14 protein-coding genes are annotated in these 15,902 nt (G+C 65.8%); 6 read left to right on the forward strand and 8 right to left on the reverse strand.

Going from position 1 to position 15,902, the window contains the following annotated elements; translation table 11 throughout:
* Positions 1-93 precede the first annotated feature (93 nt).
* Entirely contained in the window at positions 94-648 is a 555-nt protein-coding gene (locus DBY63_RS06640) for a nucleotidyltransferase family protein (RefSeq protein WP_108581522.1), read from the reverse strand.
* A gap of 259 nt (positions 649-907) precedes the next feature.
* Between DBY63_RS06640 and DBY63_RS06645 the strand changes: the two genes are divergently transcribed.
* Genes DBY63_RS06645 through DBY63_RS06655 form a run of 3 tightly spaced genes read left to right on the forward strand, consistent with a single transcriptional unit; the run spans position 908 to position 4,116 of the window.
* Positions 908-2,530, forward strand: a complete 1,623-nt coding sequence (locus DBY63_RS06645; RefSeq protein WP_042135324.1) for a methyl-accepting chemotaxis protein — start codon at positions 908-910, stop codon at positions 2,528-2,530.
* Between the two features lie 51 nt (positions 2,531-2,581).
* On the forward strand, positions 2,582-3,703 hold the full coding sequence (locus DBY63_RS06650; RefSeq protein WP_051399180.1) for a hypothetical protein: 1,122 nt from the start codon (positions 2,582-2,584) through the stop codon (positions 3,701-3,703).
* A gap of 11 nt (positions 3,704-3,714) precedes the next feature.
* A complete protein-coding gene (locus tag DBY63_RS06655) occupies positions 3,715-4,116 on the forward strand; it encodes a phosphate ABC transporter substrate-binding protein (RefSeq protein WP_074583517.1) in 402 nt (133 codons plus the stop codon).
* Positions 4,117-4,177: 61 nt separating this feature from the next.
* Here the strand turns inward: DBY63_RS06655 and DBY63_RS06660 are convergent, their stop codons facing one another.
* The 4 genes from DBY63_RS06660 to yrfG form a co-directional block, all read right to left on the reverse strand.
* Positions 4,178-6,502, reverse strand: coding sequence for an FdhF/YdeP family oxidoreductase (locus tag DBY63_RS06660; protein WP_108581523.1), 2,325 nt, complete (start codon positions 6,500-6,502; stop codon positions 4,178-4,180).
* 16 nt (positions 6,503-6,518) lie between these two features.
* Positions 6,519-7,334, reverse strand: a complete 816-nt coding sequence (fdhD, locus tag DBY63_RS06665) for a formate dehydrogenase accessory sulfurtransferase FdhD (RefSeq protein WP_027598201.1) — start codon at positions 7,332-7,334, stop codon at positions 6,519-6,521.
* Between the two features lie 94 nt (positions 7,335-7,428).
* Positions 7,429-8,322, reverse strand: coding sequence for a LysR family transcriptional regulator (locus tag DBY63_RS06670; RefSeq protein ID WP_007161326.1), 894 nt, complete (start codon positions 8,320-8,322; stop codon positions 7,429-7,431).
* A 77-nt stretch (positions 8,323-8,399) separates the two neighbouring features.
* Complete coding sequence (gene yrfG, locus DBY63_RS06675; RefSeq protein ID WP_027600319.1) at positions 8,400-9,059, reverse strand: GMP/IMP nucleotidase; 660 nt, start codon at positions 9,057-9,059, stop codon at positions 8,400-8,402.
* Between the two features lie 63 nt (positions 9,060-9,122).
* Between yrfG and nudE the strand changes: the two genes are divergently transcribed.
* The 3 genes from nudE (at position 9,123) to DBY63_RS06690 (ending at position 12,084) form a co-directional block, all read left to right on the forward strand.
* Positions 9,123-9,689, forward strand: a complete 567-nt coding sequence (gene nudE / locus DBY63_RS06680; RefSeq protein ID WP_027598200.1) for an ADP compounds hydrolase NudE — start codon at positions 9,123-9,125, stop codon at positions 9,687-9,689.
* Positions 9,686-10,522 carry a 3'(2'),5'-bisphosphate nucleotidase CysQ gene (cysQ, locus tag DBY63_RS06685; protein ID WP_108581524.1) on the forward strand — a complete coding sequence of 279 codons (837 nt, stop codon included), beginning with the start codon at positions 9,686-9,688 and terminating at the stop codon, positions 10,520-10,522. Before nudE ends, cysQ begins: the two co-directional genes overlap by 4 nt.
* A 122-nt stretch (positions 10,523-10,644) precedes the next feature.
* Positions 10,645-12,084 carry a PD-(D/E)XK nuclease family protein gene (locus tag DBY63_RS06690; RefSeq protein WP_108581525.1) on the forward strand — a complete coding sequence of 480 codons (1,440 nt, stop codon included), beginning with the start codon at positions 10,645-10,647 and terminating at the stop codon, positions 12,082-12,084.
* 48 nt (positions 12,085-12,132) lie between these two features.
* Here the strand turns inward: DBY63_RS06690 and DBY63_RS06695 are convergent, their stop codons facing one another.
* The 3 genes from DBY63_RS06695 to pepP are packed head-to-tail and all read right to left on the reverse strand — an operon-like array spanning position 12,133 to position 15,899.
* The gene (locus DBY63_RS06695) at positions 12,133-13,362 is read right to left on the reverse strand and encodes a 2-octaprenyl-3-methyl-6-methoxy-1,4-benzoquinol hydroxylase (RefSeq protein ID WP_108581526.1); all 1,230 of its coding nucleotides are present in this window, start codon (positions 13,360-13,362) and stop codon (positions 12,133-12,135) included.
* A 19-nt stretch (positions 13,363-13,381) separates the two neighbouring features.
* The gene (ubiH, locus tag DBY63_RS06700; RefSeq protein WP_108581527.1) at positions 13,382-14,563 is read right to left on the reverse strand and encodes a 2-octaprenyl-6-methoxyphenyl hydroxylase; all 1,182 of its coding nucleotides are present in this window, start codon (positions 14,561-14,563) and stop codon (positions 13,382-13,384) included.
* The gene (pepP, locus tag DBY63_RS06705; protein ID WP_027598196.1) at positions 14,550-15,899 is read right to left on the reverse strand and encodes a Xaa-Pro aminopeptidase; all 1,350 of its coding nucleotides are present in this window, start codon (positions 15,897-15,899) and stop codon (positions 14,550-14,552) included. The genes ubiH and pepP overlap by 14 nt, the downstream gene beginning before the upstream one ends.
* Positions 15,900-15,902 lie beyond the last annotated feature (3 nt).

Consider the following 15,902-nt stretch of genomic DNA (forward strand, 5'->3'; position numbering starts at 1 on the left):
CACCCCGGCCGCAAGGCTTCGAACTCGATCGGGCCGCGTTGCCGGAAGGCCACGGGCGACGCGCCTGACCCACACCCGCGGGAGCCCCCCTCCTCAAGCGGTTTGAATACGCAACCGCGGCCAACGCTCCAGCCAGCCCTTGGTCGCGAGCCGCTGGCGAAAGGCTTCGGGTCGTGGACGCCAGGGATTGGGCGTGAGATGCAGGGCGAAGAGCCCTTCCTGGGCGAAGGGGCTGACCACTTCGAGCTCGCCCTCGGCGGTCAGGCGCGCGGCCAGGGCAGACTCGACCTCGACCCAAAAACGCATGGCGTCCAGGCTATCGCCATAACGCGCATCGTCATTGCGCAGGTGCATGGCGGCTTGATTGCGTACCGACCAAGGCCAACCCGGCGCCCGCGCCGCCAACAGCGCTTCGATTTCCCTGTCCCGCTCGGGCCGGCAGTCAGTCGCGTCGAAATAGATGACATCCAGATCCGCCAGCGGCGTCGACTCGGCGTGGCCATGCAGTCGATCCCACACCAGGTTGCGTACGAAGCCCGCGGCCAGCCAGGCGTCGGGCAGGTGCAGGTCGGCGAGGACGCGCAGCAGGCGCAGACGCTCGGCGTCAGTCTTCAACCAGGACGCTATCTGGGAGAACTCCGGGGTCATGGCACGGCTACAGAGTCGGAAAATCCCGAAGATGACCGTCTACACCCGCTTTCGCAACGTCCATCGCCAATAATCGCAATAACCTTTGGCCCTCTTAAGTTTTACAAACAGATGTCGAAAATGTGACGGCTTCGCTTGATCACGTTTGCGAGGCCAACAGGACGTGGTGACCGGTCAGGACATGACCACTGGCAGCCCTCGCTGAAAAGAGGGCGCCGCACCTCGCTGCTCGCTACTGCCCAAGCTTTCCGAGGTGTAGATGTTCCGTAACCTGTCGCTGACGCTCAAGCTGTCGCTGCTGCCCGCTGCCGCTCTGCTGGGCCTGCTGCTCTACGTGGCCTACACCTCGGCCCAGCTGGCTGGCAACGATCAACGCCTCGACCAGCTGGAAAATCACAGCTATCCGCTGCTGGAAAAGGCTGACGCCGTACTGTTCCAGTTTTCCCGTTTGCCCGGCCTGTTCAACAGCGCGGTGACCGCTAGTGAGCTGGAAACCCTGGGCGAGGCGCGCAAGGTGGTCGATGACATCGACCACCGCCTGCAGGAAATGGCCGACCTCACCCGTCAGACCTCGGCGCGCAACGACGAGATATCCGGCTGGCGCCAGGGCATCCATCGCTATGCGGACAATGCCCTGGGCGCCTCCGAGCAGCTGATCAAGGGCAGCGGCTCCTTCGACTCCCTGCGACCCAACCTGGACCGCATGGCCACGGATCTCGCCGCCGCCCAGCAGCTGGGCACCACCCTGCGCAGCCATGCCTATACCGACTTCCAGCAGACCCTGGCCCAGGCTCGCGACCAGAACGCAGACACCACCCGGGTGGGTATCTGGCTGAGCCTGCTACTGGTGGTGATCCTGGCCGGCGCCGCGGTGCTGACCATCCGCAGCGTGCTCGGCAGCGTGCGCGAGGTGATCGCCTCGCTGCGCGCCATCGCCGAGGGCGACGGTGACCTCACCCGCCGCCTGCAGGTCGGTTCGCGGGACGAGATCGGCCAGATGACCGCGCTGTTCAACGTCTTTCTCGATCAGTTGCAGGGCACCATCAAGGCCATCGTCGACGCCGCCCATCCGCTGGGGCAGGTGTCCGGCGAGCTCTATAGACTCACCCAGACGGTAGAGAACAACGCCCGTTCCCAGCAGGGTCACACCGAGTCCATCGGCCGTGACATCCAGACCATGAACACCAACCTGCACGAGGTAGCCGACCGCTCGCGCGAGGCCGCCGACCAGGCCTCCGCCGCGGCCGAGCAGTCCGCCGCCGCCCGTACCAGCATCGGCCAGCTGTCGCGCAACATGGGCGAACTGGACGACAGCGTGCGCCAGTCGGCCGAGTCCATGCAGCAGCTGGAACAGGAAACCCGCCAGGTCGGGCTGGTGCTGGACGTGATCAAGTCCATCGCCGAGCAGACCAATCTGCTGGCGCTCAACGCCGCCATCGAGGCCGCGCGCGCCGGTGAACAGGGCCGCGGCTTTGCCGTGGTGGCCGACGAGGTACGCAATCTGGCGCAGAAGACCGCGCGCTCCACCGCCGAGATCCAGCAGATCATCGAACGCCTGCAGGGCAACGCCCAGCGCGTGCTGCAGGCCATGCAGGGCAGCCATACCCAGGCGCAGGTCAGCGCCAGCAGCTCCCAGGCCGCCACTGCCATGCTCGAAGGCATCGCCCAGGCCGTGGCGCGGATCAACGACTACAACGCTCAGATCGCCCTGCTCACCGGCGAGCAGCTGAGCCTTTCCGATTCGATCAGCAGCGACACCCGCCGCCTGCAAAGCGATACCCAGTCCAGTGCGGACAGCACCACCGCCACCGCCCGCATGGGTGAGCAACTGGTGGTGGTCGACACCGACCTCCGGCAGGCGACCTCGCGCTTCCGCATCTAGCTATCCCTCTACCGCCTTTCCCTATACCGAGAAACCTCTAGGAGCACTTCCATGGCTTTTGCACGTCTGCTCGCCTTCGGCGCGGCCCTCACCTGCGCGGGATCCGCGCTCGCCCTCGATCAGGGTGACTACCGCTTCAACGGCTTCGGCACCGCCGGCATCACCCACCTGGGCGGCGAAGACGACGGCCGCAGCTTCGGCATCAATGGCCAGACCAACGACCACTGGCGCGGCGATCAGCTGAGCAAGCTGGGCGGCCAGTTCCAGTACGGCCTGACAGACAAGCTGGACGCCACCGTGCAGGTCACCGCCAAGGCCGAGCAGGACCAGTGGAAGGCCAACCTGGAATGGGCCTACCTGGCCTTCCACGCCACCGACAACCTGACCTTCCGCGCCGGCCGCCTGCGTACGCCGGTGTTCATGTATTCCGAGACCCTGGACGTGGGTATCACCTACCCCTGGCTGCGCCTGCCCGACGAGGTCTACAGCCAGGTGCAGGTCTCCAACTACGAAGGCGCCGATGCCCTCTGGAGTCTGCCGGTCGCCTTCGGCACCCTGAACCTCCAGGTGAGCGGGGGCCAGGCGGTCAATCGCAACTACTTCGTCAACGACGACCTCTACGACATCGACTACAAGCGCATCGCCGCCGCCAACGTCAGCCTGGCGACCAACGAGTACGGCACCGTGCGCCTGGCCTACACCGAGTCCAGCATCGACCTGCACTATCCGTTGCTGACCCTGGACGACCAGAAGGGCAAGTTCACCTCGCTCGGCTACCAGTACGACAACGGCACCTGGCTGACCAGCAACGAATGGACCCGCCGCGTCATCGAGGGTGACAACCAGGGCAGCAGCAACGCCTTCTACCTGATGGCCGGTCGCCGCTTCGGTGACTTCCTGGCCCATGTGACCTACGCCCAGCTGGACGAGGAACGCGCCGGTCGCCAGAGCTCCTGGACCTACGGCCTGAACTACAACATCACCCCCAGCCTGGTGCTCAAGAGCGAATACAAGCGCGTCGACACCACCGGCGGCTACAACGGCACCTTCGTCAAGACCGACAACGAGAGCATCGCCAATGCCGTCTACGACCGCAGTGGCGGCCGCTTCGGCGCGCCGGCCCGCAACTTCGACGGCGACATCATCAGCATCGGCCTCGACTTCATCTTCTAAGGAATCCGCCCATGAGTTCTCTCCGCCTGCTCACCGGCGCCGCCCTACTGTTCAGCGTCAGCCTGGTCCACGCCGAAGTCGCCGTGATCGTCAATCCGGCCGCTGCCAAGACACCCGGCCAGGAGGAAGTGGCCAACATCTTCCTCGGCAAGGACAAGTCGCTGAAGGGCGTCGACCAGAAGGACTGGTCGGCCACCAAGGAAGCCTTCTATGCCAAGGTCGCCAACAAGAACGAAGCCCAGCTGAAGTCCTACTGGTCGGGCCTGGTGTTCACCGGCAAGGGCCAGCCGCTGCCCAGCGTGGCCGGCGATGCCGCCGTGGTCGCCCAGGTGGCCGGCGAAGCCGATGCCATCGGCTACGTGGACAAGGCCGCGGTCACCGACAAGGTAAAGGTGCTCTTCACCCTGCAGTGATCAGCGCAGCGCCATGAAAAAAGCCGTCTTAACGACGGCTTTTTTCGTTTCCGGGAGAGCGTCAGGCCACCGAGGCGATGCGGTTGCCGGCGCTGGCCTTCTCGACCTTGATGGCGACGAACTTGGAGGTGGGCGTGAAGCTGCCCTCGCCGTAGCTTTCCAGGGGCACCAGCGGATTGGTCTCCGGGTAGTAGCCGGCTGCCTGGCCGACCGGGATGTCGAACGGCAGCGCAGTGAAGCCGCGGACCCGGCGTTCGAGGCCGTCGTCCCACAGGGCGACCAGATCCACCTTCTCGCCGGCGGCCACGCCCAGGCGATCCAGATCGGCCTGGTTGACGAAGACCACGTCGCGCTGGCCCTTCACGCCGCGATAGCGGTCGTCGAGGCTGTAGATGGTGGTGTTGTACTGGTCGTGGGATCTCATGGTCTGCAGGATCAGGTCGGGCTTGATGCCCTGGCGCCGGACCGCATCCGGCAAGAGGTCATGCAACAGCGCATTGGCCGCGAAGTTGGCCTTGCCGGTGGGGGTGTTCCACTCCCGGCGTCCGGCCCTGTTGCCCAGGTAGAAACCGCCGGGTGCGGCGAGACGCGCGTTGAAGTCCTGGAAGCCGGGAATGACGTCGGCGATCAGATCGCGGATGCGGTCGTAATCCTCGATCAGCCAGTCCCAGTCCACCGGATGGTTGCCCAGGGTGGCCTTGGCCAGGCCGGCGACGATGGCCGGCTCGGACTTCATCTGCGTCGACAGCGGCCGCAGGATACCGGCCGAGGCGTGCACCATGCTGAAGCTGTCTTCCACGGTGATCGCCTGCTTGCCACCCCTCTGCACGTCCATCTCGGTGCGGCCCAGGCAGGGCAGGATCAGCGCCTGGCGACCGGTCACCAGGTGGCTGCGGTTGAGCTTGGTGGCGATATGCACGGTCAGGTCGCACTTGCGCAGCGCCCTGTGGGTGCGCGGGGTGTCCGGGGTCGCCTGGGCGAAGTTGCCGCCGAGGCCGATGAACACCTTGGCCTTGCCCTGCTCCATGGCGGCGATGGCTTCCACGGTGTTGTGACCACGATTGCGTGGCGGCTCGAAGGCGAAGCGCCTGGCCAGGGCGTCGCTGAGCCAGGCCGGGGCCTTCTCGTCGATGCCCATGGTGCGGTCGCCCTGGACGTTGCTGTGGCCGCGCACCGGGCAGAGGCCGGCGCCGGGCCGGCCGATGTGACCGCAGAGCAGCTGCAGGTTGGCGATCTCCTGCACCGTGGCCACCGAGTGGCGGTGCTGGGTGATGCCCATGGCCCAGCAGATGATGACCTTCTCGGCGCGGGCATACATGCGCGCGGCCTGCTCGATCTCGTGCAGCGACAAGCCCGACTGGCGCTCGATCAGCTCCCAGGAGGTGGCGTCGACCTGGGCCAGGTAGTCGTCCATGCCCAGGGTGTGGGCGGCGATGAAATCGTGGTCGAAGACCCGCTTGGCGCCCTTGGCAGCGGCTTCGCGCTCCCACTGCAGGAGGTACTTGGCGATGCCGCGCAGCGCCGCCATGTCGCCGCCCAGGGCCGGACGGAAGTAGGCGGTGTTGGTCGGCCGCGAGTCGTTGGTGAGCATCTCCAGCGGACTTTGCGGGTGCTGGAAGCGCTCCAGGCCCCGCTCCTTGAGCGGGTTGAAGCAGACCACCTGGGCACCGCGCTTCACCGCGTTGCGCAGGGTCTCGATCATGCGCGGGTGGTTGGTGCCGGGGTTCTGGCCGATGACGAAGATGGCATCCGCCTCGTCCAGGTCGTGATAGGTCACGGTGCCCTTGCCGACGCCGATGCTGCGGCCCAGGCCGACGCCGCTGGCCTCGTGGCACATGTTCGAGCAGTCGGGGAAGTTGTTGGTGCCATAGGCGCGCACGAACAGCTGATAGAGGAAGGCCGCCTCGTTGCTGGCGCGCCCCGAGGTGTAGAACTCGGCTTCGTCGGGACTGGCCAGGGCCTTGAGCTCCTTGGCGATCAGCGCGAAGGCGGCGTCCCAGGCGATGGGCACATAGCGATCGGTGGCCGCGTCATAGCGCAGCGGCTCGGTCAGCCGGCCCTGGTATTCGAGCCAGTAGTCGCTCTGCTCCAGCAGCGAGGTCACGCTGTGGCGAGCGAAGAAGGCGGCATCGACGCGGCGCTTGGTGGCTTCCCAGTTGACCGCCTTGGCGCCGTTCTCGCAGAACTTCACCAGGCCGTTTTCCGGGGCCTCGCCCCAGGCGCAGCCGGGGCAATCGAAGCCATGGTCCTGGTTGGTCTTGAGCAGGGTCCGCAGATTCTTGAAGGCGTTGCCGCTGTCGAGCCAGAAGTGCACCACGCTCTTCAGGGCGCCCCAGCCGGCGGCGGGGCCTTGATAGGGTTTGAAGGACTGCTGAGGTTTGTTCATGGCGATTCCCGTGGGATCAAGGGGCCACCGGCGCCGGGGCATAGACCCGCGGCGGCGACCGGTGTGGCAGATGGATCAGATTGAGACGATGACGGCGCGCCCACTCCACGGCCAGCCCGGTAGGCGCCGACAGAGTGATGAGGGTGGCGAGTCCGGCCCGCACCGCCTTGTGGATGAGTTCGAGGCTGCAACGGCTGGTGACCACCACGCAGCCCTCGCGCACCGGCTGGCGCTGGCGCAACAGGGCGCCGATCAGCTTGTCCAGGGCGTTGTGGCGACCGATGTCCTCGCGGCACAGGGTCAGTTCGCCCTGGCCGTCGATGAACAGCGCGGCGTGCACCGCGCCGCTGCGCTGGCCCAGGTCCTGGGCGGCATCGATGCGCTGGCGTAGGTCGTGCAGGTGGGCGGCCGGTGGCAGCGGCACCTTGCGCAGGCGATCCAGCTGCGGCAGCGCCTGTTCCAGGGCCTCGACCCCGCACAGGCCGCAGCCACTGGTGCCGGCCAGCTGGCGGCGCTGCTGCTTGAGCGCCCAGAAGGTGCGGCTGCTGATCTCGACGTCGACATTGAGGGCTTCGCCGACGCGCCGCACCTGGATGCCATAGATGTCGTCGATGGCATCGACGATACCGGCGCTGAGACTGAAACCGACCACGTAGTCTTCGACGTCGGCCGGCGTCGCCATCATCACCGCATGGCTGATGCCGTTGTAGGCGATGGCCAGCGCCACCTCCTCGGCCAGCGGCTGTTCGCCGCGCACGGCAGGCTGCTCCAGCTCGGCGAAGGCATAGCCGGCGGGGGGCGCGGCAACGAGGTCTGGCGAATCCTGGGACATGGGCGAAAACGACCTGCGGCGGTTTGACACAGATCAAAGATTAACCAGCACATCCCGGGGCGTCTAATCGCTATGACCGATGCCTTGATAAACGCTATCTATCACTCTCGGCATAGAGCGCCTTGACCGCCTGGAAACAGGCATCGGCGACCGCCAGTCGGGGTTCGGTCCGACGAATGAGCAGCCCCAGAGGCGCTAGGGTGCGGGCCGTGGCGATGGGGATCAGCCGCGCATGGGGGGTGAGCCGATCGAAACCGCCGGCCAGGGGCACCACGGCGCAGCAGAGACCGGCATTGACCGCCTGCAAGAGCAGATAGACGGCGTCGGTCTCCAGCACCGGCTGTGGCGTCAGCCCCAGGCTGCGAAAGCCATGGTCCACCGACTGGCGAAAATGCATGGCGCCGGTAAGCAGGCCGAGCGGCAAGCCGGCCACCGCCTGCCAGTCCAGCGCGGCCTGGTCGAAGCTGAAATGGCGCTCGTCATAGAGCAGGCCCATGCGCGTCTCGGTCAGGGTCAGGCTGTCGAAGCGCGCCGGATCCAGGTGTTCCAGGTAGGAGATGCCCAGCTCCAGGCGATTGCTGGCCACGGCTTCGAGGATGCGCTCGGTGCTGAGCACCTGCAGCTGGAAATGCAGCTTGGGGTGCAGCAGGCGCAGGTGCTGCAGCAGCGGCATGGGATCGAAGCTGGCCAGCGGTACCAGGCCGACCCTCAGGGTGCCCACCAGTTGCCCCTGGAAGGCCTGGGCCTCGGCATAGAGACCGTCATGGGCGGCCATCAGGGTGCGCGCCCAGGCGAGGATGCGCTGCCCCGCCTCGGTGAATCCCTCGAAGCGCTGCCCGCGACGCACCAGTTCCACCCCCAGCTCGTCTTCCAGGCCACGCAGGCGCATGGACAGGGTCGGCTGGGTGACGTGGCAGCGCGCCGCCGCCTGGCCGAAGTGACGCGTCTCGTCCAGGGCGATGAGAAAACGCAGTTGCTTGATATCCACTGATTACCTCCGGGCGCTCTGCCCCCTCTCCCCCCGGGAGAGGGCCGGGGTGAGGGTCGCCAGGACGGCGGCAATCCTCACTGCGGCAGCAGCTCGCGATAATCCCGCACCGCCTCGAACTCCTCGCTGTCCTTGGGACCGCGCCGGCTGTCCGGCTCGTGGATCGCCAGCAGGTGGGCGACGCCATAGTCGCGGGCGCTGCGCAGGATCGGCAGGTTGTCGTCGATGAACAGGGTACGCGCCGGATCGAAGGCGAAGTCGGCCTGCAGGGCGTGCCAGAACTGCTGTTCTTCCTTGGGGAAGCCGTAGTCGTGGGAGCTGATCAGCCGGTCGAAATAGGGCGCCAGCTCGATGCGCTCCAGCTTCAGCGACAGGGAATCGCGGTGGGCGTTGGTGATCAGCGCCACCCGCTTGCCGGCGCGTTGCAGGGCGGCGAGAAAGGTGTCGGCGTCCGGCCGCAGGGCGATCAGGTGAGCGATCTCCTCCTTGAGTTCGCGCATGGAAAAGCCCAGCTCGGCGCTCCAGAAGTCCAGGCAGTACCAGGTCAGCTTGCCCTGGTGGCTACGAAACAGCGGCTCCAGCTCGGCCTTGGCCAGCGCCAGGGACTGGCCGTGGCGCTCGGCATAGCGCTGCGGCAGGTACTCCAGCCAGAAATGGTTGTCGAAATGCAGATCGAGCAGGGTGCCGTCCATGTCCAGCAACACGGTATCGATACGGCTCCAGTCGAGAGGGGTCATGGTGACTCCGGATCATGTAACAGGCGGGTTATCATACCCGTCCGCCCAGCCCAGGAGCCGTCCATGCGCCAGAAACCCACTGTTCTCGCCCGACAGATCGTGGCCAAGAGCCGTCTGTTCACCGTCGAGGAGATGCAGTTGCGCTTCGCCAACGGCGAGGAACGCACCTACGAGCGCCTGGCCAACAAGGGCACCGGTCATGGCGCGGTGATGGTGGTGGCCCTGCAGGACGCCACCCACGCCCTGCTCATCGAGGAATACTGCGGCGGCGTGGAAGACTACGAACTGTCGCTGCCCAAGGGGCTGGTGGAGCCGGGCGAAGAGATCCTCGACGCCGCCAATCGCGAACTCAAGGAAGAAGCCGGCTTTGGCGCGCGCCAGCTGGAATACCTCACCGCCCTGTCGCTGAGCCCGGGCTACATGAGCCAGCGCATCCACGTGGTGCTGGCCCGCGACCTCTATCCCGAGCGCCTGCCGGGCGACGAACCCGAGCCCCTGGAAGTCAGCAGCGTCGACCTGCGCGAACTGTCGCAGCTGGTGCAGAATCCGCGCTTTTCCGAAGGCCGCGCCCTGGCCGCCCTCTACCTGGTGCGCGACCTGCTCACCCAACGCGGAGAACTGCCGGCATGATGGCGCCCGTTTCCATTACCGCTCCGCTGGTGCTCAACGTCGTCGACCTGGTGCGCCAGGCCGGCGCGGCCATCCTGCCCCATTGGCGCCAGGGCGTGGCGGTGCGGCAGAAGAGCGACGACTCGCCGGTGACCGCCGCCGACCTCGCCGCCCACCGGGTGCTGGCCGAAGGCCTGGCGCGGCTGACCCCGGACGTCCCGGTGCTGTCGGAAGAAGCCTGTGACATCCCCTTCGCGGCGCGCAGCGCCTGGGACGTCTGGTGGGTGGTCGACCCCCTGGACGGCACCAAGGAATTCATCGACGGCAGCGAGGAATTCACCGTCAACGTGGCCCTGGTCGAGCGCGGCCAGGTGATCTTCGGCGTGGTCGGCATCCCTACCCGGGACGTCTGCTTCAGCGGCGGCCGCGAACTGGGCGCCTTCCGCATCCAGGGCGAGGACGGCGTCGAGATCGGCGTGCGCACCCAACTGGAAGAAGCCTTCACCGTGGTCGCCAGTCGCCGTCACGGCAGTCCGGCGCAGCAGCGGCTGCTGGAAGAACTGGGCACCACCCTGGGCGAACCCAAGCTGGTCAGCGTCGGCAGCTCGCTCAAGTTCTGCCTCCTGGCCGAAGGCCTGGCCGACTTCTATCCCCGGCTCGCCCCCACCTCCCAGTGGGACACCGCCGCCGCCCAGGGCGTGCTGGAAGGCGCCGGCGGCGAGGTCCTGACCCTGGACGGCCAGCCCCTCACCTACGAGATGCGCGAGTCCTTTCTCAATCCGCACTTCCTCGCCCTGCCCCGCGAGGCCACCTGGCGGCAGCAGGTGCTGGAGCTGGCCGCTGCAGGTGGCTGAAGGTCCACCCCCTTAGACCTTCTATTATTGGTAGCTCGCGGCGTAGCTATATAAATTTTCGAATTGCTGTCGCAGAGCTGCCCTTCAAAGGGCTACACCCTCACCTGCCAGAGGGACTAGCCATGCACACTGCTACTGATGATGAAGCACGCCTATCGCATTTGCTTTCGAAGACCCGCAAGCCTCTCGGGATATCTGCGATACAGAGGCGCTTGAAGTGGGGCTACCATCGCGTACGTAGCGCCTTAGCGGCACTTGAATCAGCAAAGCACGTAGCGATTCATCCGCTTGGCCAAGGTTGGATCACTACGTTGGTAACTGAAGGTGAATGGGTCATGTTCGATAAACAGCGCCAATTACTAGAAAACCTTTCAGGCCAATTACGCCTTTTACAGCGCACCAATCGACTTTATCAGCGTCAGCTATCGCCAGATTTTTCCGCTTTCAACTTCATGAGATTTGACGAGAATGGATTCTCCAGAATTCTCGCTTCGCTTTTGGACCCCCACGGCAACCATGCCCAAGGCAGCAGCTTTCTCAGGCTGTTTATCGAGCACTTCGGCATCACCGAATCAGCTGACTGGGAGCGAGCACACGTCAAGACTGAACAGTCCACTTCTCATTTGCCTGATAATTCAAAGCGCAGAATTGACATAGAAATTTCAGCGAGTGGCTTCGGACTGGGCATAGAGAACAAACTATATGCAGCAGATCAAGCCGATCAAATAAGCGATTACCTATCTCATCTGCAAGCAAAGTACGGAGAACGCCATCAGCTCCTCTACCTTACTGCAGAAACTGGTCGAACCCCTTCCGTGGCCTCAATCAGTAAAGAAAAATCGCAGGCGGCAATGGAAAAAGGACATCTCATCGTAGGCAGCTACGCCGACCTCGTTGAGTGGATCGATAAAGCACGCAGAGTCTGCGACTCTGAGCGGGTACGCAGCTTCTTGACAGACATGATTCTTTATCTAAAAAAGAACTTTCTCGGAGTAAAGGACATGGGCGAGCAGAATCTTATAGTCGATTGCATAACATCGTCACCCGAGCTGGCCGAAGCCGCATTCAAACTGATTTACTCTCGAGAGCTCATCGAAAAACAGCTCATTGAAAATCTTCATACGGAGCTACAGGAACGCCTCACACCAGACGGCTTCCTTATCGAACTAAATCTGAAAGACCGCAACCACTTCTTGAGTATCTTCAAAGAAGATTGGACACGACAAAAAATTGTCTTTGGTTTTGAAAAAATCTATGCGGATTTCTTCTGCGCCCTCTACTCCCAGCTTGAAGGACCGGAAACTTCCATTCTTTTTGAGCGCTTAAGCCAAGCGCAGCCGAATAACCCTGACCTCTCCACCTCGGCGCATTATGAGTCATGGACCTGGTACAGCTACTTTCGTCGGCATGGTGTTTGGGCTGGCAATGCAGACGCATGGACGGCAGTGGCCACGGGCAAAATGGCTGAATTCATAGCGGAACATGCACGTTGGCTATCCGCGATCGCAGAGCCTGTCTTGGTCAGACTTCCCGAGGCATCGAAACCCACAGAGAAGCCCTGACCATGCTCTCCGTTCGGAAAACATTGCTACCTGATTAGCACCCGCTTCTTAGGCCACCACCCGGGCCAATTCCGGCACATCGCCGGACAGGCCCAGGGCGCGGCGCACGAACAGGGCCTTGGCTTCGAAATGGCGATCGACCTGCTTGAGCGCGGCATTGCGCAGCCAGCGCAGCGGCAGGCGGTCGTCCTGGAACAGCCGCTGGAAGCCTTCCATCGCCGCCATCATCGCCAGGTTGTGCGGCATGCGGCGGCGCTCGTAGCGCTCCAGCACCCGCTGTTCGGCGATGGATTCGCCGCGCGCCTGGGCATGGCGCAGTTCCTCGGCCAGCACCGCGGCATCGAGAAAGCCCAGATTGACGCCCTGCCCGGCCAGCGGGTGGATGACGTGGGCGGCATCGCCGATCAGGGCCAGACCGGGTTCCACATAGCGCTTGGCATGGCGCTGGCGCAGCGGGATGCACAGCCGTGTGTCGCTGCACTCCACCTTGCCCAGGCGCTGCTCGAAGGCCTCGCCCAGGGCCTGACAGAAGGCCGCGTCGTCCAGCGCCATCAGCCGCTCGCCCTGCTTGGGCGTGCAGGACCAGACGATGGAGCACCAGCGGGTATCGCCACCGCGATCCAGCGGCAGGAAGGCCAGCGGGCCGTCATCGGTGAATCTTTGCCAGGCGGTGCGCTGGTGCGATTCGGCGCAGCGCACGCTGGTGACGATGGCATGGTGCAGATAGTCCCACTCGCGGGTTTCCAGCCCGGCCAGACGGCGCACGGCGGAGTTGGCGCCATCGGCAGCCACCACCAGGGGCGCGCGGATCTGGCGGTCGCCGGCCAGCTGCACCAGCCACTGATCACCGGAGCGACGCAGCAATTCCAGGCGCGCCTCGGGCAGGAGCAGGACGTTGGCCTCGGCCAGGCGTTCGAGCAGAGCATCCTGCACCACGCGATTCTCGACGATGTGGCCGAGCACCTCGGCGTGCACGCTGGCGGCATCGAAATGCACGGCGCCGGTGCCGGAGCCGTCCCATACGTGCATCGCCTGGTAGGGACTGACACGCCGCGCGAGGATGCCGTCCCAGGCGCCCAGGCGCTGCAGGATGCGCTGGCTGGCCAGCGACAGGGCGCTGACCCGGGGTTCGAAGGGCAGGTCGCTTTCGACCGCGCCGGGGGTGAGCGGGCCGCGGTCGAGCAGCACCACCGACAGGCCGCTGTCGGCCAGGGCCAGGGCCAGGGCGCTGCCGACCATGCCGGCACCGACGATCACCAGATCCGCATGGGTCAGCATGCTCGTTTCTCCTCGCAGGTCAGGGACGGGTACCCAGGCCCATGGCCTGGCGGGCGAAGGCACTCTTGGCCGGCGGGCACAGCTCCAGGCCGACCAGGCCCAGGTTGCGCCCGGCACTGAGCCAGGGCCGGCTGTTGGAAAACAGCCGGGTGATGCGATCGGAAAAGCCGATGGTCAGCTGCTGGTCCAGGCGCTGGCGCTGCAGGTAGTCCTGCAGGGTGGCGAAGTCGCCGGGCGCCGCGGCGCTCTCCAGCAGGCACTCGGCCAGACTGTCGACGTCGCGCAGGGACAGGTTGAAACCCTGGCCGGCGATGGGGTGCAGGCTGTGGGCGGCATTGCCCAGGACCACCAGGTGCGGGCGGACCTGTTCGCTGGCTTCCAGCAGGGTCAGCGGATATGCATGGCGGGTGCCGACCTGGGTGAAGCTGCCGAGGCGATAGCCCACCGCCTGCTGCAATTCGGCGAGAAAGACGGCAGCGGGCGCCTGTTGCAGTCGCAGGGCCTCGCCGTCCGGCTGGGTCCAGACCAGCGCGCTGCGCTGGCCCGGCAGGGGCAGCAGCGCCAGGGGGCCGTGGGGCGTGAAGCGCTCGAAGGCGCGGCCGCCATGGCCGAGATTGGTCGAGACGTTGGCGATCAGCGCGGTCTGCTCATAGACCGTCCGCCGCACCTCGATGCCGAGGGACTCGCGCAGCGCCGAGCGGCCGCCGTCGGCCAGTACCGCCAGGCCGCATTCGAGGATGTCGCCATCCTCCAGCTCCAGGCGATAGCCGTCGGCAACGGCGGTGAGCGTGCGTACCTCGGCCGGGCAGCGCCATTCCACCACCTCGCGATCCAGCGCCTGCCAGAGCACCTGGCCGATCCAGGCGTTCTCCACCACATAGCCCAGCGCTGGCAGGTTCTCGTCGCGGGCGAGCAGCTGGGTCACGCCGAAGCGGCCCTGGTCGGAGACCTGGATCTCGCGGATCGCCTCGGCATGCTCGGCCAGGGCGTCCCAGACGCCGAGGCGCTGGTAGATCAGCCGCGAGCCGTAGGAGAGCGCCGAGGAGCGGGCATCGTAGCTGGGCTGATAGGTGTCGCCGGGGGCGAAGGGCTCCACCAGCAGGATGCGCCAGCCGCGCGCCTTGGCGCCGGCCTGCAGGGCCAGGGCCAGACTGGCGCCCACCAGGCCGCCACCGATGATGGCGATATCAGGACGTTGCATGAGCGTTCTCCCGGCGGTCGCGCGCGGCCGCCATCAAGCCTTCGATCTCCGCGGCCGCCTTGGGCAGGCCGGCGGTCAGCACCTCGCAACCACTGCGCGTCACCAGCACCTCGTCTTCGATGCGGATGCCCAGGCCGCGCCATTTGCGCGGCACCTCGGCCTCCACCGGGATGTAGAGTCCGGGCTCCACGGTCAGCACCATGCCGGGCTCCAGCATCCGCCACTGATCGCCGATGCGGTATTCGCCGACGTCGTGGACGTCCAGCCCCAGCCAGTGTCCGGCGCGGTGCATGTAGAACTCACGACAGGCGCCGGCCTCGATCAGCGCATCCAGTTCGCCCTGCAGCAGACCCAGGGCGAGCAGCCCCTCGGTGATCACCCTGACCGTGGCTTCGTGGGGTTCGTTCCAGTGCCGGCCGGGCGCCACGCAGGCGATGGCGGCCTGGTTGGCGGCCAGCACGATGTCGTACAGCTGCCGCTGCTCCGGCGAGAAGCGGCCATTCACCGGAAAGGTGCGGGTCACGTCGCTGGCATAGCATTCCAGCTCGCAGCCGGCATCGATCAGCACCAGGTCGCCGTCGCGCAGAGGGGCATCGTTCGCCTGGTAGTGCATGACGCAGGCATTGGCCCCGGCGGCGACGATGGAGCCATAGGCCGCCAGCCGGGCACCGCCCTGGCGGAAGCAATAGTCCAGCTCCGCCTCCAGGTGATACTCGCGCAGCCCCGGTCGGCAGGCCTGGATGGCGCGCAGGTGGGCGGCGCAGGTCAGCTCGGCGGCGGCCTTGAGCAGACGCACCTCGGCGGCCGACTTGTACAGCCGGCTGTCGTGCAACAGGGTATCCAGCGCCAGCAGCTCCCGCGGCGGCGAGGCGCCCTGGTCGGCCTTGGCGCGGATCAGTTCGATCCAGTTGAGCAGTTGCCGCTCGAATTCCGGATGGGCGCCCATGGCGTAGTAGACCCGCTCGCGCCCCTCCAGCAGCCCGGGCAGGATGTCGTCCAGATCGCCGATGGGAAAGGCATCGTCGGCGCCATAGTCGGCCAGTGCCCCTTCCTGACCGGCGCGCCGGCCTTCCCAGCGCTCCAGCTCCGCGTCCCGCTCGCGGCAGAACAGCAGGTATTCACCGTGGGCCCGGCCGGGAATCAGCACGGCCAGGGCCTCGGGTTCGGGAAAGCCGGTGAGGTACTGGAAGTCGCTGTCCTGGCGATAGGGTTGTTCGATGTCGCGATTGCGCAGGCACACCGGAGCGGCGGGCAGCAGGGCGATGCCGCCGTGGCCGATCTCGGCCATCAGGGCGCGGCGGCGACGGGCGAATTCGGCCTTGTGGATCCGCGGCATGGC

The sequence above is a fragment of the Pseudomonas sp. RIT411 genome (genome assembly GCF_003057735.2).
Taxonomy (GTDB): Bacteria; Pseudomonadota; Gammaproteobacteria; order Pseudomonadales; family Pseudomonadaceae; genus Chryseomonas; species Chryseomonas oryzihabitans.